Annotated in this window: 20 protein-coding genes and 1 tRNA gene; 9 read left to right on the plus strand and 12 right to left on the minus strand. The window is 71.5% G+C overall.

Annotated features, from left to right (window positions below; all coding sequences use genetic code 11):
- Positions 1–65: 65 nt before the first annotated feature.
- The 6 genes from pknB to R4Z63_RS15980 form a co-directional block, all read right to left on the minus strand.
- Entirely contained in the window at positions 66–2,096 is a 2,031-nt protein-coding gene (gene pknB, locus R4Z63_RS15955; RefSeq protein ID WP_037920504.1) for a Stk1 family PASTA domain-containing Ser/Thr kinase, read from the minus strand.
- A 194-nt stretch (positions 2,097–2,290) separates the two neighbouring features.
- On the minus strand, positions 2,291–3,757 hold the full coding sequence (locus tag R4Z63_RS15960; protein ID WP_037920506.1) for a peptidoglycan D,D-transpeptidase FtsI family protein: 1,467 nt from the start codon (positions 3,755–3,757) through the stop codon (positions 2,291–2,293).
- Entirely contained in the window at positions 3,754–5,178 is a 1,425-nt protein-coding gene (locus R4Z63_RS15965) for an FtsW/RodA/SpoVE family cell cycle protein (RefSeq protein WP_037920508.1), read from the minus strand. Before R4Z63_RS15965 ends, R4Z63_RS15960 begins: the two co-directional genes overlap by 4 nt.
- Before the next feature lie 28 nt (positions 5,179–5,206).
- On the minus strand, positions 5,207–6,661 hold the full coding sequence (locus R4Z63_RS15970) for a PP2C family protein-serine/threonine phosphatase (RefSeq protein WP_384448076.1): 1,455 nt from the start codon (positions 6,659–6,661) through the stop codon (positions 5,207–5,209).
- 147 nt (positions 6,662–6,808) lie between these two features.
- Positions 6,809–7,309, minus strand: coding sequence for an FHA domain-containing protein FhaB/FipA (locus tag R4Z63_RS15975; RefSeq protein WP_030647603.1), 501 nt, complete (start codon positions 7,307–7,309; stop codon positions 6,809–6,811).
- Positions 7,310–7,319: 10 nt separating this feature from the next.
- Positions 7,320–8,138 (minus strand): FHA domain-containing protein, encoded by an 819-nt coding sequence (locus tag R4Z63_RS15980; protein ID WP_384448079.1) that lies wholly within the window; start codon positions 8,136–8,138, stop codon positions 7,320–7,322.
- A 292-nt stretch (positions 8,139–8,430) separates the two neighbouring features.
- Between R4Z63_RS15980 and R4Z63_RS15985 the strand changes: the two genes are divergently transcribed.
- The 6 genes from R4Z63_RS15985 to R4Z63_RS16010 all read left to right on the plus strand — a co-directional run bounded on the left by R4Z63_RS15985 (position 8,431) and on the right by R4Z63_RS16010 (position 14,058).
- Positions 8,431–8,513, plus strand: a tRNA-Leu gene (locus tag R4Z63_RS15985).
- Between the two features lie 324 nt (positions 8,514–8,837).
- The gene (locus R4Z63_RS15990) at positions 8,838–10,535 is read left to right on the plus strand and encodes a sensor histidine kinase (protein WP_384448081.1); all 1,698 of its coding nucleotides are present in this window, start codon (positions 8,838–8,840) and stop codon (positions 10,533–10,535) included.
- Positions 10,536–10,544: 9 nt separating this feature from the next.
- Entirely contained in the window at positions 10,545–11,204 is a 660-nt protein-coding gene (locus R4Z63_RS15995; RefSeq protein ID WP_384448084.1) for a response regulator, read from the plus strand.
- A 57-nt stretch (positions 11,205–11,261) separates the two neighbouring features.
- A complete protein-coding gene (locus tag R4Z63_RS16000; protein ID WP_384448087.1) occupies positions 11,262–12,689 on the plus strand; it encodes a DUF2252 domain-containing protein in 1,428 nt (475 codons plus the stop codon).
- Between the two features lie 76 nt (positions 12,690–12,765).
- Positions 12,766–13,629 (plus strand): hypothetical protein, encoded by an 864-nt coding sequence (locus R4Z63_RS16005; RefSeq protein WP_384448090.1) that lies wholly within the window; start codon positions 12,766–12,768, stop codon positions 13,627–13,629.
- An 84-nt stretch (positions 13,630–13,713) separates the two neighbouring features.
- Complete coding sequence (locus R4Z63_RS16010; protein WP_037920524.1) at positions 13,714–14,058, plus strand: rhodanese-like domain-containing protein; 345 nt, start codon at positions 13,714–13,716, stop codon at positions 14,056–14,058.
- 40 nt (positions 14,059–14,098) lie between these two features.
- Here R4Z63_RS16010 and R4Z63_RS16015 read toward each other — a convergent pair whose 3' ends face one another.
- The 6 genes from R4Z63_RS16015 to paaA all read right to left on the minus strand — a co-directional run bounded on the left by R4Z63_RS16015 (position 14,099) and on the right by paaA (position 18,969).
- Positions 14,099–15,241, minus strand: a complete 1,143-nt coding sequence (locus tag R4Z63_RS16015; protein ID WP_384448093.1) for an acyl-CoA dehydrogenase family protein — start codon at positions 15,239–15,241, stop codon at positions 14,099–14,101.
- A gap of 131 nt (positions 15,242–15,372) precedes the next feature.
- Complete coding sequence (locus R4Z63_RS16020) at positions 15,373–16,479, minus strand: 2Fe-2S iron-sulfur cluster-binding protein (RefSeq protein WP_384448096.1); 1,107 nt, start codon at positions 16,477–16,479, stop codon at positions 15,373–15,375.
- Entirely contained in the window at positions 16,480–16,986 is a 507-nt protein-coding gene (gene paaD, locus R4Z63_RS16025; protein WP_037920531.1) for a 1,2-phenylacetyl-CoA epoxidase subunit PaaD, read from the minus strand.
- On the minus strand, positions 16,980–17,711 hold the full coding sequence (gene paaC, locus R4Z63_RS16030; protein ID WP_384448099.1) for a 1,2-phenylacetyl-CoA epoxidase subunit PaaC: 732 nt from the start codon (positions 17,709–17,711) through the stop codon (positions 16,980–16,982). Before paaC ends, paaD begins: the two co-directional genes overlap by 7 nt.
- Positions 17,708–17,992 (minus strand): 1,2-phenylacetyl-CoA epoxidase subunit PaaB, encoded by a 285-nt coding sequence (paaB, locus tag R4Z63_RS16035; RefSeq protein ID WP_030026914.1) that lies wholly within the window; start codon positions 17,990–17,992, stop codon positions 17,708–17,710. Before paaB ends, paaC begins: the two co-directional genes overlap by 4 nt.
- A complete protein-coding gene (gene paaA, locus R4Z63_RS16040) occupies positions 17,989–18,969 on the minus strand; it encodes a 1,2-phenylacetyl-CoA epoxidase subunit PaaA (RefSeq protein ID WP_384448102.1) in 981 nt (326 codons plus the stop codon). Before paaA ends, paaB begins: the two co-directional genes overlap by 4 nt.
- Before the next feature lie 205 nt (positions 18,970–19,174).
- Here paaA and R4Z63_RS16045 point away from each other — a divergent pair, with 205 nt between their 5' ends.
- The 3 genes from R4Z63_RS16045 (at position 19,175) to R4Z63_RS16055 (ending at position 21,921) form a co-directional block, all read left to right on the plus strand.
- On the plus strand, positions 19,175–19,837 hold the full coding sequence (locus tag R4Z63_RS16045; RefSeq protein ID WP_384448104.1) for a DUF5819 family protein: 663 nt from the start codon (positions 19,175–19,177) through the stop codon (positions 19,835–19,837).
- On the plus strand, positions 19,834–21,042 hold the full coding sequence (locus R4Z63_RS16050; RefSeq protein ID WP_384448107.1) for an HTTM domain-containing protein: 1,209 nt from the start codon (positions 19,834–19,836) through the stop codon (positions 21,040–21,042). Before R4Z63_RS16045 ends, R4Z63_RS16050 begins: the two co-directional genes overlap by 4 nt.
- A gap of 93 nt (positions 21,043–21,135) precedes the next feature.
- Positions 21,136–21,921, plus strand: coding sequence for a TrmH family RNA methyltransferase (locus R4Z63_RS16055; protein ID WP_384448110.1), 786 nt, complete (start codon positions 21,136–21,138; stop codon positions 21,919–21,921).
- Positions 21,922–21,937: the final 16 nt, after the last annotated feature.

Below are 21,937 nucleotides of genomic sequence, written 5' to 3' on the forward strand. Positions count from 1 at the left end.
ATCCGAGAGGAGCCGGACCTTTTCACACGGACCTGGTCGCCGGACCGGCGGCCGAGGGGCCGCGCCTAGCGGCGGCCTCCGCCACCGGTCAGGCCTCCGAAGAGACCGCCGTTGTTGTTCCCGCCGTCCTGCTGTCCGGCGATCGTGGCCACGTTGACGGCCTGTCCCGACGCGCCGGGGGTACCGGGCTCCGGGCTGGTGCTTACCACGAGCGCGTTGTCGTCCGACGGGCCGGCGACGATGCCAAGCCGCAGGTTGGCTCGCTGCAGGTCGTTCTTGTACTGGCCCAGGGTCCGGCCGGAGAAGTTCGGGACGACCGTCGCCTGCGAGGCCTTGGCGATGGTGATGCCCACGGCCTTGTTCTGTTCGAGCTCCTGGCCCGCCGCGAACTGCTGGCCGATGACCGTGCCCGGAGCGGCTCCCGGCTGGTCGGACTCCGTGACGCTGCCGAGCCGCAGGTTGACCGCCTTGAGGGCCTTCTCCGCCTCGTCCTTGGTCTTGCCCGTGAGGTCGGGGACCTCGGACTTGGACGGCTCCTTGGCCACCGTCAGCGTGATCACGCTGTTCTTCTCGGCCTCGGAACCGGCCTTCGGGTTCTGCTCCAGGACGGTCCCCGGGGTGCGGTTGGACTCCTGCGTCTTGCGGTCGACCTGGAAGCCCTTGTCCTTCAGCGCCTTCTCGGCCTCCTCGTACTTCATGTTGAGCACGTCGAGGACGGAGATCTTCGGGGCGCCCGAGGAGATGGTCACCGTGACCGTGGAGCCCTCTTCGACCTTGGTGGCGGGCTCCGGGTCCTGCTTGCAGACGTTGCCCTTGGGCTGGTCCTCGCAGGGCGCTTCGCCGCCCTTGACCACCTTGAGCTTGGAGTTCTCGCCGCTCTTGGTCGCCTGTTCCAGGGTCTGGCCGATGAGCTTGGGCACGTTGGGCCGGTTGTCGGCGGTGTCCCCGAACAGGGAGCGGCCGATGAGGATCGCGCCGACCAGGACGAGGATGCCGGCCGCCACGAGCAGGACGGTGGACGCCCTGCTCTTCTTCTGGCTCTGGCGGCGGTTCGGACCCTGGTCGTAGCCCTGGTCGCCATAGCCGTAGCCGCCGTCACCCGGTGGCATGGGCGGCATCATCGACGTCTGGGCGCCGGGGTCGGCGGTGCGCAGGGCGGTGGTGGGCTGGTCGTAGCCCTGCGGGCCGTAGCCGTGGCCCTGGTCGTGCGGGTAGCCGTAGCCGGCCGCGCCCATGGCGGCGGTGGCGGCGACGGGCTGGCCGTCGAGGCAGGCCTCGATGTCGGCCCGCATCTCGTCGGCCGACTGGTAGCGGTAGTCGGGGTCCTTGACCAGTGCCTTGAGGACGATGGCGTCCATCTCGGGCGTGATCTCGGGGTCGAAGTTCGACGGGGGCTGCGGTTCCTCCCGCACGTGCTGGTAGGCGACGGCCACCGGGGAGTCGCCGACGAACGGGGGCCGCACGCAGAGCAGCTCGTAGAGGAGGCAGCCCGCGGAGTACAGGTCGGAGCGCGCGTCGACCTGCTCGCCCTTGGCCTGCTCCGGGGAGAGGTACTGGGCGGTGCCGATCACGGCCGCCGTCTGTGTCATGGTCATGCCCGAGTCGCCCATGGCGCGGGCGATGCCGAAGTCCATGACCTTGACCTGGCCGGTGCGGGTCAGCATCACGTTGGCGGGCTTGATGTCGCGGTGCACGATGCCGGCGCGGTGCGAGTACTCCAGGGCCTGGAGGATGCCGATGCACATCTCCAGCGTGCGCTCGGGAAGCAGCTTGCGGCCCGAATGCAGCAGCTCGCGCAGCGTGGAACCGTCGACGTACTCCATCACGATGTACGGGATGGAGATGTTGTCGACGTAGTCCTCGCCGGTGTCGTACACGGCGACGATCGCCGGGTGGTTCAGCGACGCGGCCGACTGGGCCTCGCGCCGGAACCGGGCCTGGAAGGACGGGTCGCGGGCGAGGTCGGCACGCAGGGTCTTGACGGCGACGGTACGGCCGAGCCGGGTGTCGTGGGCGAGGTAGACCTCTGCCATGCCACCGCGGCCGAGCACGTGGCTCAGCTCGTACCGGCCGCCGAGGCGACGCGGCTCTTCCATAACGTTGCAGCCCTCTCCGTCAGTCCCGACCGCACCTGTGTGTGGTCCGGCGGTGTGCTGTTCGCGCAAAGGCTACCGGCCGATCGTCCGTGATCGGTTCGTGGCCACAGGCTGATACTGGACCGGTACCGTACGCTCGGATCCAGGGCCGGTTCAGTGATGTGCGTCACGTCTCCGGCCCGTGATCCCCCTGGTCACCCTTGGCTGTTGAGCACCGCTTCCATGACCGCCTTGGCGACGGGGGCGGCGAGACCGCCACCGCTGATGTCGTCACGGGCGGTGCCTTCGCTGTCCTCGATGACGACGGCGACGGCGACGGGCGAAGTGCCGTCGGCGTTCTCGGCGTAGGAGATGAACCAGGCGTACGGGCGCTTCTTGTTGCCCTCGCCGTGCTGGGCGGTACCGGTCTTGCCGCCGACCGTCACACCCTTGATCTTGGCCTTCTGGCCGGTGCCCTGCTCGACGACGTTGACCATCATCTGCTGGACCTTCTGCGCGTTGCCCGCGGACAGCGGCCGGCTCATCTCCTGCGGCTCGTGCTTCTCGATGATGTCCAGGTTGGGGGCCGTGAGGTTGTCGACCATGTAGGGCTTCATCAGCTTGCCGTCGTTGGCGATCGCCGCGGTGACCATGGCCATCTGCAGCGGGGTGGCGGCGGTGTTGAACTGCCCGATCGCGCTCTGGGCGTTGCCGTCCCGACCCATCTTCTTGTCGTAGACGCTGGCGAAGGCGCGGACCGGGGTGTCGATCTTGTCGTTGTTGAAGCCGAACTTCTCGGCGGTCTCCACCATCTTGTCGCGGGTGACCTTGTCGCCGAGGTTCGCGAAGACGGAGTTGCAGGAGATGCGCAGCGCCTCGTTCAGGCTGGCCTTCTCGCACCCGGTGTGGGAGTTGGGCAGCTGGGTCTGGGTGCCCGGCAGGATGTACGGCTCGGGGGTGTCCGTCGGGTCGTTGACCTCCTTGACCACCCCGTGCTCCAGGGCGGCCGCGGCGGTGACCACCTTGAAGGTGGAGCCGGGCGGGTAGGTCTCGCGCAGGGCGCGGTTGACGAGCTTCTTGTCCTCGCTGTCCTTCAGCTCGACCCAGGCCTTCTCGTCGTTCTTGGAGTTGCCGGCGAAGCGCGAGGGGTCGTACGAGGGCGTGGAGACCAGGGCGAGGATGGCACCGGTGCGCGGGTCGATCGCAGCGACCGCGCCCTTCTTGCTGCCGAGCTTGTCGAAGGCAGCCTTCTGCGCGGCGCGGTTGAGCGTGGTGACGACGTTGCCGCCCTGCTTCTTCTCGCCGGTGAACATGCCGATGGTGCGGTCGAAGAACAGCCGGTCGTCGTTGCCGGTGAGGATGCCGTCCTCGAGCGATTCGAGCTGGGTGGCGCCGAAGGCCTGCGAGGCATACCCGGTGACCGGGGACCAGAGCTCCCCGTCCTGGTAGGTGCGCTTGTACTTGTAGTCGCTGCCGTCGGTGACCGTGGAGCCGGTGATGGGCTCGCCCTGGACGATGATGTTGCCGCGCTCGGTCGCGTACTGGGCGATCTGGACCCGTCGGTTCTCCTTGCGCGTGCTGAGTTCCTCGGCCTGGACGTACTGCAGCCAGTTGGTCCGGATCAGCAGCGCGAGGACGAGCAGCCCGCAGAACAGCGAGATGCGGCGCAGGGGCTTGTTCATGACGGGCGGACCACCTGGGTCATCTCGGAGTCGGGGGACGGAGCCGGGGCCGGGGCCGGTCGGCGGGCGGTGTCGCTGATCCGGATGAGGACGGCGATGAGGATCCAGTTCGCGAGGACGGAGGAGCCACCGGACGCCAGGAAGGGCATCGTCATGCCGGTGAGGGGGATGAGCCCCATGACTCCGCCGGCGACGACGAAGATCTGGAGCGCGAAGGCGCCGGACAGGCCGATGGCGAAGAGCTTGCCGAAGGGGTCGCGCGCGGCCAGGGCCGTGCGGACGCCCCGCTCGATGATGAGCCCGTAGACCAGCAGGAAGGCCATCACGCCGGAGAGACCGAGCTCTTCGCCGACGGTGGAGAAGATGAAGTCGGAGTTGGCGGCGAAGCCGATGAGGTCGGAGTTGCCCTGGCCCCATCCGGCACCGAGGACCCCGCCGGAGCCGAAGCTCATGATCGACTGGCCGACCTGCTCGCAGGCACCCGAGGTGGCGTAGCAGCCGAAGGGGTCGAGCCAGGCGTTGACACGGGCCTGGACGTGGCTCGCGAAGGAGGCCACGACGACCGCGCCGCCGACCGACATCAGCAAGCCGATGACGATCCAGCTGGTGCGCTCGGTGGCCACGTACAGCATGATCACGAACATGCCAAAGAAGAGCAGCGAGGTACCCAGGTCGTTCTCGAAGACCAGGACCAGCAGGCTCATCGCCCAGATCATCAGGATCGGACCGAGGTCGCGGCCGCGCGGCAGGTACAGGCCCATGAAGCGGCGGCTGGCCAGCGCGAGCGCATCGCGCTTCACCATCAGGTAGCCGGCGAAGAAGATCGCGATGACGATCTTCGCGAACTCACCGGGCTGGATCGAGAAGCCGCCGACGCTGATCCAGATCTTGGCGCCGAAGACGTCGGCGCCCAGGCCCGGGACGACGGGCAGGATCAGCAGCACCAGCGCGCCGGCCATGGAGATGTACGTGAACCGCTGCAGGACGCGGTGGTCCTTGAGGATCAGCAGGACGGCGGCGAACAGGGCGATCGCCAGGGCCGTGTACATCATCTGGCGGGGTGCGGAGGGCGAGAAGGCGCCGTAGCTGCGCTTGGCGAGGTTCTGCAGCCGCTCGGACTGGTCCAGCCGCCAGATCAGGACGACACCGAGGCCGTTGAGCAGCGTGGCGAGCGGCAGCAGCAGCGGGTCGGCGTACTTCGCGTACCGGCGTACGACGAAGTGCGCTATGCCGGCGAGCACGGCGAAGCCGCCCCCGTACACGACCATGCCGGGCGGCAGCTCGCCGTGGATCGCCAGACCCACGTTGGCGTAGGCGAAGATCGGGATGACCACGGCGAAGGCGAGCAGCAGGAGCTCGGTGTTCCGCCGGCTCGGCAGCTCGATGGCGCCGATGGTGGTCGTATTGGTGACAACGCTCATGGTGTGGCAGGCCCCCTGCGCCCGCGGGCTACTTTCCGCACAGGCCGACCAGCTGCTGCTCCTCGGGAGTCAGGCTGGGGCCGGGTGTCTGGCTGTTCTGCGCCTCGGCGCCTCTGCGCTCCTCGTCCTTCTTGCACGCGGAGACCTGGACGCCGAGGTCGTCCAGCTTCTTGCGGGCACCATCGAGGCTTCCCTCGCTGATGGTGGCCTCGACCAGCTTGCGCTTGAAGGGCGGCAGGTACTTCAGTTCGATGTCGGGGCGGTCGATCTCCACCTTGGAGAGCTCCAGCGGGCCGAGCTTCGGGCTGATGCCGCGGAAGAGTGCGACGTGCTCGCCCTTCACACCGACGTAGAACTGGGTCTGGGTCCAGCGCCAGCCGGCGTAGAGGCCGCCGCCGATGACACCGGCGACGACGAGCAGGGTCAGTGTGCGGGTGGTCCACTTGCGCCCTTTGCTGCGGCGCCTGCGGGGGTGGTCGTAGGTGTCGTCGTAGCCGGAGCCGCCGTCGTATCCCTCGGCCTCGCCGAAGGATCCGTAGCCGCCGCCCTGGCCGGGGTCGCCGTAGCCGTAGGCGGCGTCGCCGCTGCCGGGGGGGCCGAAGGAGCCCGCGGGCGGCGGGGCCTGACGGCCGAGCCCGGAGGCGCGGCCGGCCGGGGTCTGCATGGCGTTGTTGTTGTCGAAGAGCTGGTGCTGGTTCTCGGCTACCGCGCCGACGACCACGGGGGTGTCGCTGACCTGGGCGGCGAGGGTGTCGCCGCTGTCGGTGTCGAGGACGTCGGCGACGATGCAGGTGATGTTGTCGGGCCCGCCGCCGCGCAGCGCGAGCTGGATCAGCGACTGCACGGTCTCGCGGGGGCCGTGGTAGTCGGCGAGGGTCTCCTCCAGCGTCTGGTGGGAGACCACGCCGGAGAGCCCGTCGGAACAGATGAGGTAGCGGTCGCCGGCGCGGACCTCGCGGATGGAGAGGTCGGGCTCGACGATGTCGCCGCTGCCCAGCGCGCGCATCAGGAGGGAGCGCTGCGGGTGGGTCGTCGCCTCCTCCTCCGTGATGCGGCCCTCGTCGACCAGGCGCTGCACCCAGGTGTGGTCCTGGGTGATCTGCGTGAGAACGCCGTCGCGCAGCAGGTAGGCGCGGGAGTCGCCGACATGTACGAGGCCGAGGCGCTGGCCGGTCCACAGCAGGGCGGTGAGGGTGGTGCCCATGCCCTCCAGCTGGGGGTCCTCCTCGACCATGACGCGCAGCTGGTCGTTGGCACGCTGCACGGCGGTGGCGAGCGAGGTGAGGATGTCGGAGCCCGGGACGTCGTCGTCGAGCTGCACGAGGGTGGAGATCACCTCGGAGCTCGCCACCTCGCCGGCGGCCTGCCCACCCATGCCGTCGGCGATCGCCAGGAGACGCGGGCCGGCGTAACCGGAGTCCTCGTTCCCCTCGCGGATCATGCCCTTGTGGGATCCGGCTGCGAACCGCAGGGACAGACTCATGTGCACCTGCCCTGTCGACGAAGCTTCCTCCGGGTACAACCGGTCTCGAGCCACACTGCCCACCCTCCGGTCGGGAGCGCGCCCGTGTCCGTGTCCTCGGTGGCACGGATCACCGCCGCGCGCTCGCTCCGCTCGCTCATTCTCGTACTACTTCCGCAGCTCGATGACGGTCTTGCCGATGCGGATCGGCGCGCCCGGCGGAATGGGCGTCGGGGTGGTCAGCCGGGTCCGGTCGAGATAGGTGCCGTTGGTGGACCCGAGATCCTCGACGATCCACTGGCCGTCACGGTCGGGGTAGATCCTGGCATGGCGGCTGGACGCGTAGTCGTCGTCCAGCACGATCGTGGAGTCGTGGGCGCGGCCCAGGGTGATCGTCTGCCCGGCGAGGGCCACGGTGGTACCCGTGAGGATGCCCTCGGAGACGACGAGCTTGGTGGGCGCACCGCGACGCTGGCGCTGCTGCGGAGGCGCGGCCTGGCGGCCGCCCTGCTGCGGGGCGCCGCCGGCGCCGCCGCGGCGGGAGGAGCCGCGCTGGGTCACTCTCGTACCGAAGAGATCACTGCGGATGACCTGGACGGCCACGATGACGAACAGCCACAGAACGGCCAGGAAACCCAACCGCATGACCGTCAGGGTCAGCTCTGACATTGCCCCCGCTTCACCCTTCGGCTTGCCGGTAAATGATGGTGGTGCTGCCCACGACGATCCGCGAGCCGTCGCGGAGCGTAGCGCGGGTGGTGTGCTGCCCGTCCACCACGATGCCGTTGGTGGACCCGAGATCCTGGATCGTCGAGGGCGTTCCGGTCCGGATCTCACAGTGCCGGCGCGATACGCCGGGGTCGTCGATCCGCACGTCGGCTTCGGTGCTTCGGCCGAGTACGAGCGTGGGGCGCGAGATCTGGTGGCGGGTGCCGTTGATCTCGATCCAGTGCCGCCGGGGCCCGCCGGATCCCACCGGGGCCGCGCCGCCGGGACCGCCCGGGGCGGGCCGGTGGGCACCGGGTCCGCCCGGGGGCGGGCCGGCGGGCATGGGCGGTGCGGCGACCGGCGGGTAGCCGTAGCCGCTCGCCGGGGACGGGGCCGCGCCCTGCGGCTGCGAGGTGCTGGAGGCGAGGGTGCGACTGCGGACCCGGTAGAGCCCGGTGTCGAGGTCCTCGGCCTTCTCCAGGTGGACCTTGATGGGGCCCATGAAGCTGTACCGCTGCTGCTTGGCGTAGTCGCGGACGAGGCCGGCGAGCTCGTCGCCGAGCTGTCCGGAATAGGGGCTCAGGCGGTCGTAGTCGCCGGCGCTGAGCTCCACGATGAAGTCGTTGGGGACGACGGTCCGCTCACGGTTCCAGATCGTGGCGTTGTTGTCGCACTCCCGCTGGAGGGCTCCGGCGATCTCCACCGGCTGGACCTCGGACTTGAAGACCTTGGCGAAGGTGCCGTTCACCAGACCTTCGAGTCGCTGCTCGAACCGCTTCAGAACTCCCATGGGGCACCTCCTCCGTCGTTGTGGCCCTGTACTGCTTACTGATCGTATCCACGCGTGGCGGATTCGGGTGGTTCCCCATCGCTCCTGTGAGGACGAGTGTTGGTCCTCACAAGGGATCGTAGGGGCGCTCGGGGAACAGTGTCCCGCACGGGGAGCGGAGTGCGGGAGGGGCTGTCCGCACGGGTGCGTATGCCCCCGGGGAAAGCGATGTGAACTCACCCCGTTCTACGTGCTAATGTTTCGACGTCGCCAGGGGAACGGCCCGAAAGGGAAGGCCACTGGGACGCTACTCGGGCGAGTGGCGGAACGGCAGACGCGCTGGCTTCAGGTGCCAGTGTCCTTCGGGACGTGGGGGTTCAAATCCCCCCTCGCCCACTTCGACGAGACGGTCGTCACCGCGAGAGCGGTGGCGGCCGTCTCGCTTTGTTCCCGGTCACTCCCGGTTGTTCCCGCTCGTTCGCGGCCGGGTACACGTGACGCGGTGTGCCGACGGCCGACGGCCGGGGTTCGGGATCCAGCGTTCGGGTTCAGCGTTCGGGATTCACGGCACGGGCTGTGGCGTCGGTCACGAAGACTCCTCCCGAGGGGGCGTACCGACCCGGCCGCGGGCGCCGATTTCCGACCTTCGTCATGGCGGACGAGACGAAAGAGGACGGCCGGGGCGCTCGGCGGATGTCTAGGGTCGGCCACGTGGATGCGATGGCGAAGACACGTGCGGGCTGGGACTGGCTGCGGGGCCCCGAGCCGTGGACACGGCGGATGCTGGCGGGGGACCTCGCCCTGGCCGGTGTGCTGGCCATCCTCGGACTGGGCGTCGAGGAACTCGACGAGGGCCCCGGGCAGCGGATGCTGCTGGGCGCCGTCGTCGTGCTGGCGCTGGCCCTGCTGCGCCGTCGGCTGCCGGCGGCGACGCTCGTGGCGGGGTCGGCGCTCAGCGCCGTCCTCCCGGGGCTGGTCTTCGTCCTTCCGCTGCTGGGCTGGTCGGCCGGGCGGCGGATCGTCGGCGTGGGCCGGGCGCTGGGCGCCTTCACACTGGCCTTCGTCGCGTCGATCGCCCTCAGTGTCCTGGACCAGTGGTCGCTGATGCGCCCACTGCTGGTGATCGTGTTCTCTACGCTGATGTTCCTGGCCGTCACGGTGATGCCGGGGCTGGCCAGCCGGTACTGGTCGCAGCGCCGCACCCTGCTCGCGGCGCTGCACGAGCGCAACGGCCAGCTGCTGCGGGAGCGGGCCATGGTCGCCGGGCAGGCGCGGCTGCGCGAACGGCAGCGCATCGCCCAGGACATGCACGACAGCCTCGGACACCAACTGGCCTTGATCTCCGTGCACACGGGTGCGCTGGAGGTCGATCCCGAGCTCACTGACCGTCAGCGGGACGCTGTGGGCGTACTGCGGCAGGCCTCGGTGTCCGCGATGCACGAACTGCGCGAGGTCGTCGGCATCCTGCGCGACGGCGTGGAGGCGCCCGCGCCGGTGGACGAGGCCCAGCCCGCGGCCCGCGGGGTGGCCGGGATCGCGGGCGTCGTCGAGGCGGCGCGGGGCGCCGGGACCGAGGTGCGGCTGACCACCGCGGGGCGGCCGAGGCCGCTGGTCGCGGCCTGCGACCACGCCGCGTACAGGATCGTGCAGGAGGCCCTGACGAACGCGTACAAGCATGCTCCGGGGGCGCCGATCACGGTGGAGCTGCGGTACGAGGACGATTCGCTGGTGGTGGAGATCGCCAACGGGCCGTCAGCCGGGCCGGGCGAGGACGTGGTGTCGGGTGGGCAGGGCCTGACGGGGCTGCGAGAGCGGGCCCGGCTGGTCGGCGGCATGGTGCACGCGGGTCCCGCCGAGGGCGGCGGCTTCCGGGTGGCCGGGGTGCTGCCCTACGGCGCTGAGCCGGCCGGCGCCCAGGACGTGGCCGACGACTTCGGACAGTGGGCGCAGGCGCGGAAGGGCACGCAGCCCCAGGCCCGGGGGCGGCGCGGCGAGCAGCCGCCCATGGACTGGGCGGCGGTGGACCGGGAGCTGGCCGTACGGGTGCCCAGCCGCACCGGCGCCGTCGCGGTGGGCTGCGGGATCGCCTTCGCGGCGGTGGTGGTGCTGGTGATCGTGCTGGTCGCCGCGATGGTGATGCTGATAGACACGGCGAGTGACTCGATGATCAGCCGGGACGAGTACGACGCCGTGCACGTGGGCGAGAGCGAGACGTCGGTCCGCGACCGGCTGCCGAGCGGCGAGAGCTTCCTGACCGCGGGCGCTGACCGGAAGGGGCCGCCCCGGCCGGAGGGCGCGCAGTGCCTGGTGCTGCTGGCCGATCAGGAGCCCAAGTCGCTGACCACGGACCTGGTGTTCCGGTTCTGCTTCCAGGACGGCAAGCTCGTGGACAAGCAGACGTACGAGGTCAAGCAGTAGGAGCACGGTGTGACAGCCGAAGTGATCAGAGTGGTGATCGCCGACGACGAGCCGCTGATCAGGGCCGGGATCAGGATGATCCTCACCTCGGCGCCGGACATCGAGGTCGTCGCGGAGGCGGCGAACGGCCGGGAGGCCGTGGAACTGGCCCGCTCGCACGCCCCCCAGGTGCTGCTGCTCGACATCCAGATGCCGGTGATGGACGGCCTGACTGCGCTGGGCGAGCTGCGCCGGGCCGTTCCGGAGGTACGGGCCCTGATCCTGACCACCTTCGGCGAGAAGGAGAACGTCCTGCGGGCGCTGGGCCAGGGCGGGGCGGGATTCCTGCTGAAGGACTCGGCGCCGGGTGAGTTGATCGGGGCGGTCCGGGCGGCCGCGGCGGGGGATGCCTACCTCTCGCCCGGGGCCACCCGGCATGTGGTGGACCAGCTGGCGTCCGGGAAAACCGCCGCGCGGGGTGCGGAGGCCCGCCGACAGGTCGCCGAGCTGAGCGAGCGGGAGCGGTGCGTGCTGGCGCTGCTCGGGGAAGGCCTGTCCAACGCGGACGCAGGTCGGCGCCTGCACATGAGCGAGGCCACCGTGAAGACGTACGTGAGCCGGATCCTGGCGAAGCTGGGCTGCGAGAACCGGGTCCAGGCGGCCCTGCTGGCCAGGGACGCCGGGCTGTAGCCGCTGGCCAGGGACGCCGGGCTGTCGGTACGGTCAGCCCGTTCTCGAAGCGATCACATGAACGAACGGGCGGGGGCGGCGCCGATGGCGGCGACAGCGGGACAGCGGATTCCGGACGTGGCGGGGTTCGCGCCGCGCAGGGCGGCGGACTCGCCGAAGGAGGCGGGCAAGGCGCTGCGGGCGCGCGTGCCGCGGGCGGCGCAGGCGGGCTTCACGATGCCGGCCGGGCGGCCGGACGCGGTGCGGGCGGTGGAGGAGTCCAACGCGGGGCGGGTGGCCGAGCTGACGCCCATACGGGTCGGCCGGATGGCTGCGAACCCCTTCGCGTTCCTGCGCGGGGCGGCCGGGCTGATGGCGCACGACCTGTCCGGCGGTCCGGTGACGGGCGTCGGGGCGCAGATCTGCGGCGACGCGCACGCGGCGAACTTCGGTCTCTACGGGGACGCGCGCGGCCGGCTCGTGATCGACCTGAACGACTTCGACGAGACCGTGTTCGGTCCGTGGGAGTGGGACGTGAAGCGCCTGGCGGCCTCGCTGGTGCTGGCCGGCCGGGTGGCCGGGGCGGACGAGACGACCTGCCGCGAGGCCGCGCTGGACTCCGTGGGCGCCTATCGGCGGACCATGCGGCTGTTGGCCAAGCTGCCCGCGCTCGACGCGTGGAACGCCATCGCGGACGAGGAACTGGTTTCGCACGCCGACGCGCACGATCTGCTCGGCACGCTGGAGCGGGTATCGGAGAAGGCCCGTAAGAACACCTCCGCGCGGTTCGCCACCAAGTCGACCGAGATAGGACCGGACGGCGGACGCCGCTTTGTCGACGCGCTGCCCGTGCTGCGCCGGGTCACGGACGGGGAGGCGGCGGCCGTGGCGGCCTCGCTCGGTCCGTACCTGCAGACCCTTCAGGGCGACCGGCTGCCGCTGCTGGCCCGGTACGCGATCCAGGACGTGGCCTTCCGCGTGGTGGGCACCGGGAGCGTCGGCACCCGCTCCTACGTGGTCCTGCTGCTGGACCACCGGGGAGAGCCGCTGGTCCTCCAGGTGAAAGAGGCCCGGCCCTCGGTGTTGCTCCCGCACCTGCCGGGACTGGGCTTCACCTCGCCCCCGGAGGCGCACGAGGGCCGCCGGGTGGTGACGGGGCAGAAGCGGATGCAGGTGGTCTCCGACATCATGCTGGGCTGGACCACGGTGGAGGGGCGCCCGTACCAGGTCCGTCAGTTCCGCAACCGCAAGGGCAGCGTGGACCCGGCGGCGCTGGCCCCCGACCAGATCGACGACTACGGGCGGATGACCGGTGCCCTGCTGGCCCGGGCGCACGCGCACAGCGTCGATCCCCGGCTGCTGGCGGGGTATTGCGGGAAGAACGAGGAACTGGACGAGGCGATGGCGGACTTCGCCGTGGCCTACGCCGACCGGACCGAGGCCGATCACGCCGATCTGGTCGCCGCGGTGCGAACCGGCCGGATCGCCGCGGAGAGCGGAGTGTAGGGCGCGCGGGACGCTGCGCAACGGGCGATGTTTCACGTGAAACATCGCCCGCGCGGACGGGCCGTACCCTGGCCGGGTGAGCGAGCAGACCGAGCAGCCTGAGCAGACAGTCCCCGGTGGATCCGGCGACTCCTCCGCCACCGGTGGGGAGAGCGCCGAGGAGCGCCCCGAGGCGCGCCTGGAGCGGGCCGTGCGGGCCGCCGAACAGGCGCTGATCGAGTTCGAGATCGCGGTGGAGACCTTCCGCGTGGAGGTGGAGAACTTCTCCCGCCTGCACCACCAGAAGCTCGGCCCCATGTACACCCGGCTCGACGAGCTGGACGCGCTGATCGCCGAGGCGAGGGCGGCGCGCACCGGTGATGCCGAGGACCTCCGGCGGGCCCAGGACGCGCGCTCGCTGGTCATGCCGATGCCCGGGGTGGACGAGCTGTTCCACGACTGGATGGGATCCGAGGGCATCTCCGACGATGCAGCTGCCATGCTCACCGACCGGCCCGTGCGGCCGCCGGAGCGGGTGCGGCCCTCCGAGGAGGTCCGCCGCCTCTACCGCGAGCTGGTCCGCCAGGCCCATCCCGACCTGGCCCAGGAGGAGGGGGAGCGGGAGCGCCGCGACGCCTTCATCGCGCGGGTCAACGCCGCGTACGGCCGGAGCGACGAAGGGCTGCTGCGCGAGCTGGCCGAGGAGTGGGCGGCCGGGCCGGCGCCCGAGGCGGCCGCGCCCGGCGAGAGCGAGGAGCTGTACGCCCGGCTGGAGTGGCTGGCGCGCCGCAAGGAACTGCTGTCGCTCGTGGCGAAGGAACTGGAGGAGAGCGCGATCGGGTCGATGCTGCGCATGGCTCCCGACGACCCGGACCGGTTGCTGGAGGAGATCGCGGAGCAGCTGCTGGCGCAGGTCTCGGAGCGCGAGGCACAGCTGGCGGCCGAACGCGCCGCCGGGTGAGGGCTGGGCTCGCCGCACGGACGTGGCCGGGGCCGCGGGTCGGATAGGTTGGCAGCAGACCGGTGAAGAGAGAAGGCGACAGTTATGAACTTCGGACCGCTTCCCTCGGTGGATGCCGCCGCGGTGCCCTCCGAAGGCTTTGTCCTCGACGTCCGTGAGGACGACGAATGGGCGGCCGGGCACGTCGAGGGCGCTCTGCACATCCCGATGAGCGACTTCGTGGCCCGCTTCGGCGAGTTGACGGAGGCCGTCGAGGACGGCCGCCGCGTGTACGTGATGTGCCGGGTCGGCGGGCGTTCCGCGCAGGTGACCCAGTATCTGGTGCGTCAGGACATCGACGCCGTGAACGTCGACGGCGGGATGCAGGCCTGGGACGGTGCCGGGCGCCCGCTGGTGACGGACAGCGGAAGCCCGGCCTTCGTTCTCTGAGACCCGCGCGGGAGCCGGGCGGGAGTCCGGGGCCGGGGTTTCAGGCGAGGGGGTATGCGGCGAGCAGATCGCCGAGGGCCTCCTCGTGTGCGGCAGCCGGGCCCAGCTGGAGCTCCAGCTGCTTGGCCCAGGCGTGATAGCGGTGCAGCGGGTAGTCGGTGTCGGCTCCGAAGCCGCCGTGCAGGTGCTGGGCCGTCTGGACGACCCTGCGCACGCCCTCCGAGGCCCAGATCTTGGCGACCGCCACGTCACCTGCGCTCGGCAGCGGACCGCCGGCGGCGCCCGTGGCGGCATCGAGCCGCCAGGCGGCCTGCCACAGGGTGACCTCCATGGCGCGCAGGTCGATGTAGCGGTCGGCGGCCTGGACGGCGACCGCCTGGAAGGTGGCCACCGGGAAACCGAACTGCTCGCGCTTTCCGGTGTATTGGCTCGTCATGCCGAGGACGCGCTCGCCCAGCCCGAGGGCCAGGGCGCAGGTGCCGGTGGTGAGGAGCTGGCGGAGCCGCTCCCAGGCCTGCGGATCGTCGATCAAGTGGGTCGGCTCCACCCGGACGCCATCCAGGGCGAGTTCGGCGAACCGCTCCCCGCTGGTGGAGACCTGCTCGGCGAGGGCGAGTCCCCCGGCGGTGCGCGGGATCACCGCGAGGACGGCCTCGCCCTCACCGGTGTGGGCCGGTACGGCGATCCAGTCGGCGGTGTGCGCCCAGGGGACGGCGGTCTGGGTGCCCTCCAGGAGCCAGGCATCGCCGTCGGGCCGTGCGGTGACGGCGAGTTCGGCCGGATCATGGCCGGAGCGGCCGTGTGCGGCCGCGGTGAGGACCAGCGTGCCACGCCCGGCGCCGGGCAGCAGGGCGGCGGTCAGTTCGGGGCTGCCGTGGGCCTGGACGGCCATGGCGGTGGCGCAGTGCTCCAGGAGCGGGACCCGGGCCAGTACCCGGGCGGCCTCGCGCAGCACGAGACACAGGGCGATGGCGTCCAGGCCCGCGCCCCCGTGCTCCTCGGCGAGGACGAGGCCGAGCAGGTCGGAGCCGGCGAGCCTGGCCCACAGCGGACGGTCGAAGTCGTCGGCGACGGAGCCCGGGGTGAGGGCGGGGCTGGGCACGCTGTCGGGCGCGACATCCGCGAACGCGGCCCGGGCCGCCTCGACGACGGCGCGCTGCTCCTCGGTGAAGGTGAAGTCCACTGCCTGTCCTCCCGTTCTTTCCTGACGGGGCGTCAAGATAGAACACGTTCCTGGAAATGGACAGGGAGGGCGGCAGGGCGGTCGTGTGGTCGGCGGGCTCGGGGGTACCCCTCGGCGTCGAGGGGCATCCCTCAGCGGTCGAAGTCGATCTCCACTTCCTCGGTGACCGGGTGCGACTGGCAGGCCAGGACGAAACCGGCGTCGGTCTCCTCGGCCTCCAGGGCGAAGTTGCGGTCCATCCGGACCTCGCCCGACACCACGAACGCCCGGCAGGTGCCGCACACGCCGCCCTTGCAGGCGTACGGGGCGTCCGCACGGTTGCGGAGCACCGCGTCCAGCAGCGACTCGCCGTCCTGGACGGGCCAGGTGCCGGAGCGGCCGTCGAGCCGTGCGGTGACCCGGCTGTGCGCGGCCGCCGCCGACGCCGCCGTGCGGGCCGGTGCGGGGGTGCTGTCCTCGACGTGGAAGATCTCCTCGTGGACCCGGGTGCGGGCGACGCCGAGCGAGCCCAGCGCGCGCTCCGCCCCCTGCACCAGGCCGTAGGGCCCGCACAGGAACCAGCCCGTGACCTCCGCCACCGGCAGCAGCGCGGGCAGCAGGGAGGACAGCCGCTCCTCGTCCAGCCGGCCGGAGGGCAGACCCGCCTCCTGCTCCTCCCGGGAGAGGACGGTGACCAGCTGGAACCGCGACGGGTAGCGGTCCTTGAGGTCGGCGACCTCCTCCAGGAACATCGTGGAGGCGGCCGTACGGTCGCTGCGCACGAGGCAGAAGCGGGCGTCGGCCCGCGCGGCCAGCAGGCTCGCCGCGATGGACAGGACGGGGGTGATCCCGCTCCCGCCGACGATCGCGGCGTAGTGCCCGGAGGCGGGGGCCGTGGCGGGGTCCAGCACGAAGCGCCCGGCCGGGACCATGACGTCCAGCACGTCACCGGCCGCGATCTCCTTGTGCGCGAAGGTGGAGAACTCGCCTCCCTCCACCAGCCGCACGCCGACCCGCAGCAGGGCGGGGCCCGGTCCGTCGGCCGCAGGCGCGGGCGAGCAGATCGAGTAGGTGCGGCGGACCTCGGTGCCGCCCTCGCGGGCGGTGCGGCGCAGTGTCAGGTGCTGGCCGGGGGCGTGCCGGTAGTCCTCGCGCAGCTCATGGGGAACGCGCAGGGTCAGCGCCACCGAGTCGTCGGTGAGCCGGTCGACTTCCGCCACCGTCAGCGGGTGGAACGCGCCGTGGCGGGGGGCGGCCATCTACAGCTCCTTGAAGTGGTCGAACGGTTCGCGGCAGGCGGTGCAGCGGCGCAGCGCCTTGCACGCGGTGGAGGAGAAGCGGCTCAGCAGCTCCGTCTCGGTCGATCCGCAGTTCGGGCAGCGGACGGACAGCGTCACCGGGACGGGACCGCCGGCCGCGTGCGGCCGGGGCGGGGCGATGCCGAACTCGGCCAGCTTGCGGCGGCCCTCGGCACTGATGTCGTCCGTGGACCAGGCAGGCGCCAGCACGGTGGTCACCCGCACCTCGGGGATGCCGTGGCCGCTCAAGACCCGTTCGATGTCAGCGGACATGGCCTCGATCGCGGGGCAGCCGGTGTAGGTCGGGGTGAGGGTGACCTCGGCGTGGCCGTCCTCGTGCACCCGTACCCCGCGCACCACGCCGAGCTCGCCGAGGGTGAGCACCGGCAGCTCGGGGTCCGGGACGGATCCGGCCAGCTCGGCCAGCTCCGCCTCCAGCCGGGTCGTCGTGACGTCGGCGGTCACCATGACGCCCCCGGATGGCTGCGGTGCAGGTGCTGCATCTCGGCCAGCATCCGGCCGAAGGACTCGGTGTGCAGGCCCTGGCGGCCGGCTCCGGCTGCCCAGGCCCCGGTGCGCGGCCCTTCGGGCAGGGTCAGCCCGGCCCGCCCGACGACGTCGGCCAGCGCGGCCAGCCACCGCTCCTCCAGGGCGGCCCAGTCCACACCGTCGAGTCCCTCCACCGGCTGGAAGAGCTCCCCGGTGTACTTCCACAGGGCCGTCAGCGCGGCCTGCATGCGGGCGCCGCTCTCCTCGGTGCCGTCGCCGAGCCGCAGCGTCCACTGCTCGGCGTGGTCGCGGTGATACGCCGTCTCCTTGACGGCCTTGGCCGCGAGCGGTGCGAACGGGCCGTCCCCGCGGGCGAGTTCCGCGTAGAGCTCGTGCTGGTGGACGGAGAAGTAGAGCTGGCGGGCGATGGTGTGGGCGAAGTCGCCGTTCGGCTGCTCGACCAGCTGGAGGTTGCGGAAGGACCGCTCCTCGCGCAGGAAGGCCAGCTCGTCCTCGTCTCCGACCATGGAGAGCAGGACGCGGGCCTGGCCGAGCAGGTCGAGCGCGATGTTGGCGAGGGCGACCTCCTCCTCCAGGACGGGGGCGTGTCCCGCCCATTCGCCGAGGCGGTGGGAGAGGATCAGTGCGTCGTCGCCGAGGGCGAGGGCCGCCGCGTTGACGGTGGCGGTGTCGGTGCCGGTCACAGGTGGCTCACTCCCTCCGGGATGTCGTAGAAGGTGGGGTGCCGGTACGGCTTGTCGGCGGACGGTGCGAAGAAGGGGTCCCGCTCGTCCGGCGAGGAAGCGGTGATCGCGGTGGAGGGGACCACCCAGATCGAGATGCCCTCGTTGCGCCGGGTGTAGAGGTCGCGGGCGTTGCGCAGGGCCATCTCCGCGTCGGGGGCGTGCAGGCTTCCCGCGTGCGTGTGCGAGAGGCCGCGGCGTGAGCGCACGAACACCTCCCACAGGGGCCAGTTCTGCGTCATACCCGTGCCTCCTCTTCCTGTCCGGCGGACTTCGCCGATTGCTGTGCCGCCTGCTTCCCCGCGTACGCGGCGGCCGCGTCGCGCACCCAGGCGCCTTCCTCGTGGGCCCGGCGCCGCTGGCCGATCCGCTGCTCGTTGCAGGGGCCGTTGCCCTTGAGCACGTCCCAGAACTCAGCCCAGTCGATGGCGCCGAAGTCGTGGTGGCCGCGCTCCTCGTTCCACTTCAGGTCCGGGTCGGGCAGGGTCAGGCCGAGGGACTCGGCCTGAGGGACGGCGATGTCCACGAACCGCTGGCGCAGCTCGTCGTTCGAGTGGCGCTTGATGCGCCAGGCCATGGACTGCGCCGAGTGCGCCGACTCGTCATCCGGCGGGCCGAACATCATCAGCGAAGGCCACCACCACCGGTCGACCGCGTCCTGCGCCATGGCGTGCTGGGCCTCAGTGCCCTGGGAGAGGGCCATGAGGAGCTCGAAGCCCTGCCGCTGGTGGAAGGACTCCTCCTTGCAGATCCGTACCATGGCGCGGGCGTAGGGGCCGTAGGAGCAGCGGCAGATCGGCACCTGGTTGGTGATCGCCGCGCCGTCCACGAGCCAGCCGATGGCGCCGACGTCCGCCCAGGTCAGGGTGGGGTAGTTGAAGATCGAGGAGTACTTCTGCTTCCCCGAGTGGAGCTTGTCGAGGAGCTCGTCGCGGCTGGTGCCGAGGGTCTCGGCCGCGCTGTAGAGGTACAGGCCGTGACCCGCCTCGTCCTGCACCTTGGCCATCAGGATCGCCTTGCGGCGCAGCGAGGGCGCACGGGTGATCCAGTTCGCCTCGGGCTGCATGCCGATGATCTCCGAGTGGGCGTGCTGCGCCATCTGCCGGACCAGGGAGGCGCGGTACTGCTCGGGCATCCAGTCGCGCGGCTCCACGCGCTCGTCCGCCGCCACCGCGGCATCGAACGCAGCCGCGAGCTGTGCGCCCAGGTCAGCCGTCATGCCCGTTCCGCCCGTCCCGTCTGTCCCCAGGGCCGTGTCCGGGCCCGTCTCCGGGGTCACTGCCACCATGTACGGCCCCTTGTGAGAGTCTGCCGTCCGCCCGACCGACCGATCGTTCGGTTCTGTCGCTTCAATGGTGAGACTGCGGCCCGTAGGGTGTCAACCTCTGTGGTCAACCCTGTGGACGCCGGACGATCGGGGCGGGATGGATTCGAACGGGCACGAGCTCGCCGAAGAGGCCGCTCCGCCACTCCCGAGGCCGCCCGGAATCGCCGGTCTGTCCACCCCGTATCGGGTCGTGACCGCCCTGGCGCTGGGCGCCGCCGGTCTTGCCGCGTGCACGCACCTCGCGCTGGTCTTCCTGCACGTGGCCCCCTCCAACACGCTGAGCAAGCAGCACGCCCGGACGGTCGACGGCTGGATTTACCCCGAATTCGAACAGAACTGGAAGCTCTTCGCGCCCAACCCGCTCCAACAGAACATCGCCGTGGAGGCGCGCGCCGAGGTGCGGACCGCCGGCGACGAGCTGATCACCACCGGATGGCGGGACCTGAGCGCCGAGGACGCCGCCGCGATCCGGCACAGCCTGCTGCCGAGCCACACGGCCCAGAACGAGCTGCGCCGGGCCTGGGACTTCTACACGGGCTCCCACGACGAGAACGAACAGCCCGTCGGCGAGCGTGGCGAGCTCTCCGAGGAGTACCTGCGGCGGATCACCGTGAACCGGATCGCCCCGCACCACGCGGGCGGGCGCATCCTGCGGATCCAGCTGCGCTCGGCAACGACCGCCGTGCCGGCGCCGAAGTGGAGCACCGAGACCACCGACACCCAGACCTACTACCGGGAGCTGCCGTGGTGGAAGGTGTGAGACGGGTCCGCGCCGCGCTGGCCCGGGCCGTCGCCGCGGTCAGCGGGCAGGCACTGGGCCCCTACCAGAGCGCCGTCGTGCGCATCGGCTTCGCCGGCACCTGGCTCTTCTTCCTGCTGCGAGAGTTCCCCCACCGCGCCGAGCTCTACGGTCCGGACGGGCCGTGGAGCCAGGAGCTGGCACAGCGGCTGATCGACTCCAACGGCGCGTTCACCGTCCTGACGTGGTCCGGGTCGGCCCTGTGGTTCGAGACCGTCTACGCCGTGGCCGTGCTGGCGAGCGCCGGCCTGCTGCTGGGCTGGCGGACCCGGGCGACGTCCGTGGTGTTCATGATCGGCGTGTTGTCCCTGCAGAACCGCAGCGTGTTCATGGGGGACGGCGGGGACAACGTCATCCACCTGGTCGCGATCTACCTGGTGCTCACCCGGTGCGCGCAGGTGTGGTCGCTGGACGCCCGCCGGGCGCGCAGGCGGGGCACCGCGACGGCGGGAGCGGCCGGGCCCCTGCTGTGGGGGGCGCTCGGGGCGGTCTTCGGCTACGGGGCGGCCGCCGGGCGGTTCAGCGACGGCTGGCTCGCAGCGTTCGCCGCGCTGTGGGTGTGCTGCGGTCTGTGGTGGCTGGCCGACCGATACCTGCCCGGGGGCGAGGGGCGGGCGGTCCTGGACGTCCTGGCGAACCTCGTGCACAACGCCACCATGGTGGTGATCATGGCGGAGGTCTGCCTGATCTACGCGACCGCCGGCTGGTACAAGATCCAGGGCTCGCGGTGGCAGGACGGGACGGCGCTCTACTACCCCCTGGGGCTGGACTACTTCACTCCCTGGCCTGCGCTGTCCGAGCTGCTGGCGGGCAGCGGGACGCTGGTGATGCTGCTGTCGTACGGCACGGTGGCGGTACAGGTGGCCTTTCCGTTCACGCTCTTCAACCGGCGGATCAAGAACGTGCTGCTGGCCGTGATGATGGTGGAGCACGCGGGGATCGCGGTGCTGCTGGGGCTGCCGTTCTTCTCGCTGGCGATGATCGCCGCCGATGCCGTCTTCCTGCCGACCGGGTTCCTGGTGTGGCTCGGCGCGCGGGTTGCCTCCCGGAGCCGCGCTGCCGGGCGCGGCCTCGGGGTCCGCCCGCCCGGTGCGGTGCCGGGAGCCCGCGCCGAGCCGGAGCCGCGGGCTGAGCCGGAGCCGGAAGCTGGTGCGGCGCCGCGCTGAGCGTGCCGTGCGGCACCGCCTCCGTGCACCGGCCCCCGCACCCCGGACCCCGGCGGGGCCGGGACCGGGCGTCGCGGGCCGTAGGGTCGGGGGATGGACGAGTGGGCAGGTGCGGACGAGACGGTGCGGCAGTGGCGGGAGGACGCCGGGCGAGAGGGCCTGGTGCTCCTCGACGGGTTCCACGCGCTGAAGCACGCGCTGCGCTTCGGGGCCGATGTGCGCAGGGTGGTCGCCGACGACCCCGGCGCCGTACGGGAACTGGCCCACGAACTGGCTCCCGACGTCGAGGCCGACGTGGTCCGCCTGGCGCGGCCGGCCGTGCTCAGGGATCTGCTGCCCCGCGTCCACCCCACCGGCGTCGCAGCGCTGGCGGTACGGCCCGACCGGGCGGCGGGCCTGGCGGACCTCGGCCGGCTGCCCAGGCCCGCGCCCGTCGTCGTCCTCGACAACCCCCGCAACCTCGGCAACGTCGGAGCCGTCGTCCGCCTCGCGGCCGGCTTCGGCGCCACCGGCGTGGTGACCCGCGGCGACCTCGACCCCTGGCACCCGAACGTGGTCCGGGCCGGGGCCGGGCTGCACTACGCCACCACCGTCGAGCGCCTCGCGCTGGAAGAACTGCCGCCGGGGCCGCTCTACGCGCTCGACCCGGAGGGCGAGGACATCCGCGGCCTCACCCTCCCGGACGACGCACTGCTGGCCTTCGGCTCGGAGCGGCACGGGATCTCTCCCGAGCTGCGCGCGCGGGCCGACCACCTGGTGTCGCTGCCGATGCGCCCCCAGGTCTCCAGCTACAACCTCGCCACCAGCGTGGCCATGGCCCTCTTCCACTGGGGCGGCCCCCGGGCGGTCGCCCCCGGACAGGACGGCGCCACGCCTTAGCGGTTGCGCCGTGACG

Source organism: Streptomyces sp. PL-29 (genome assembly GCF_058344425.1).

Bases quoted from the DNA above. Each gene is read 5' to 3' on its own strand.
- pknB (WP_037920504.1), bottom strand. From the start codon at position 2,096: ATGGAAGAGCCGCGTCGCCTCGGCGGCCGGTACGAGCTGAGCCACGTG.
- R4Z63_RS15960 (WP_037920506.1), bottom strand. From the start codon at position 3,757: ATGAACAAGCCCCTGCGCCGCATCTCGCTGTTCTGCGGGCTGCTCGTC.
- R4Z63_RS15965 (WP_037920508.1), bottom strand. From the start codon at position 5,178: ATGAGCGTTGTCACCAATACGACCACCATCGGCGCCATCGAGCTGCCG.
- R4Z63_RS15970 (WP_384448076.1), bottom strand. From the start codon at position 6,661: ATGAGTCTGTCCCTGCGGTTCGCAGCCGGATCCCACAAGGGCATGATC.
- R4Z63_RS15975 (WP_030647603.1), bottom strand. From the start codon at position 7,309: ATGTCAGAGCTGACCCTGACGGTCATGCGGTTGGGTTTCCTGGCCGTT.
- R4Z63_RS15980 (WP_384448079.1), bottom strand. From the start codon at position 8,138: ATGGGAGTTCTGAAGCGGTTCGAGCAGCGACTCGAAGGTCTGGTGAAC.
- R4Z63_RS15990 (WP_384448081.1), top strand. From the start codon at position 8,838: ATGGCGAAGACACGTGCGGGCTGGGACTGGCTGCGGGGCCCCGAGCCG.
- R4Z63_RS16000 (WP_384448087.1), top strand. From the start codon at position 11,262: ATGAACGAACGGGCGGGGGCGGCGCCGATGGCGGCGACAGCGGGACAG.
- R4Z63_RS16010 (WP_037920524.1), top strand. From the start codon at position 13,714: ATGAACTTCGGACCGCTTCCCTCGGTGGATGCCGCCGCGGTGCCCTCC.
- R4Z63_RS16020 (WP_384448096.1), bottom strand. From the start codon at position 16,479: ATGGCCGCCCCCCGCCACGGCGCGTTCCACCCGCTGACGGTGGCGGAA.
- paaD (WP_037920531.1), bottom strand. From the start codon at position 16,986: ATGGTGACCGCCGACGTCACGACGACCCGGCTGGAGGCGGAGCTGGCC.
- paaB (WP_030026914.1), bottom strand. From the start codon at position 17,992: ATGACGCAGAACTGGCCCCTGTGGGAGGTGTTCGTGCGCTCACGCCGC.
- paaA (WP_384448102.1), bottom strand. From the start codon at position 18,969: ATGACGGCTGACCTGGGCGCACAGCTCGCGGCTGCGTTCGATGCCGCG.
- R4Z63_RS16045 (WP_384448104.1), top strand. From the start codon at position 19,175: ATGGATTCGAACGGGCACGAGCTCGCCGAAGAGGCCGCTCCGCCACTC.
- R4Z63_RS16055 (WP_384448110.1), top strand. From the start codon at position 21,136: ATGGACGAGTGGGCAGGTGCGGACGAGACGGTGCGGCAGTGGCGGGAG.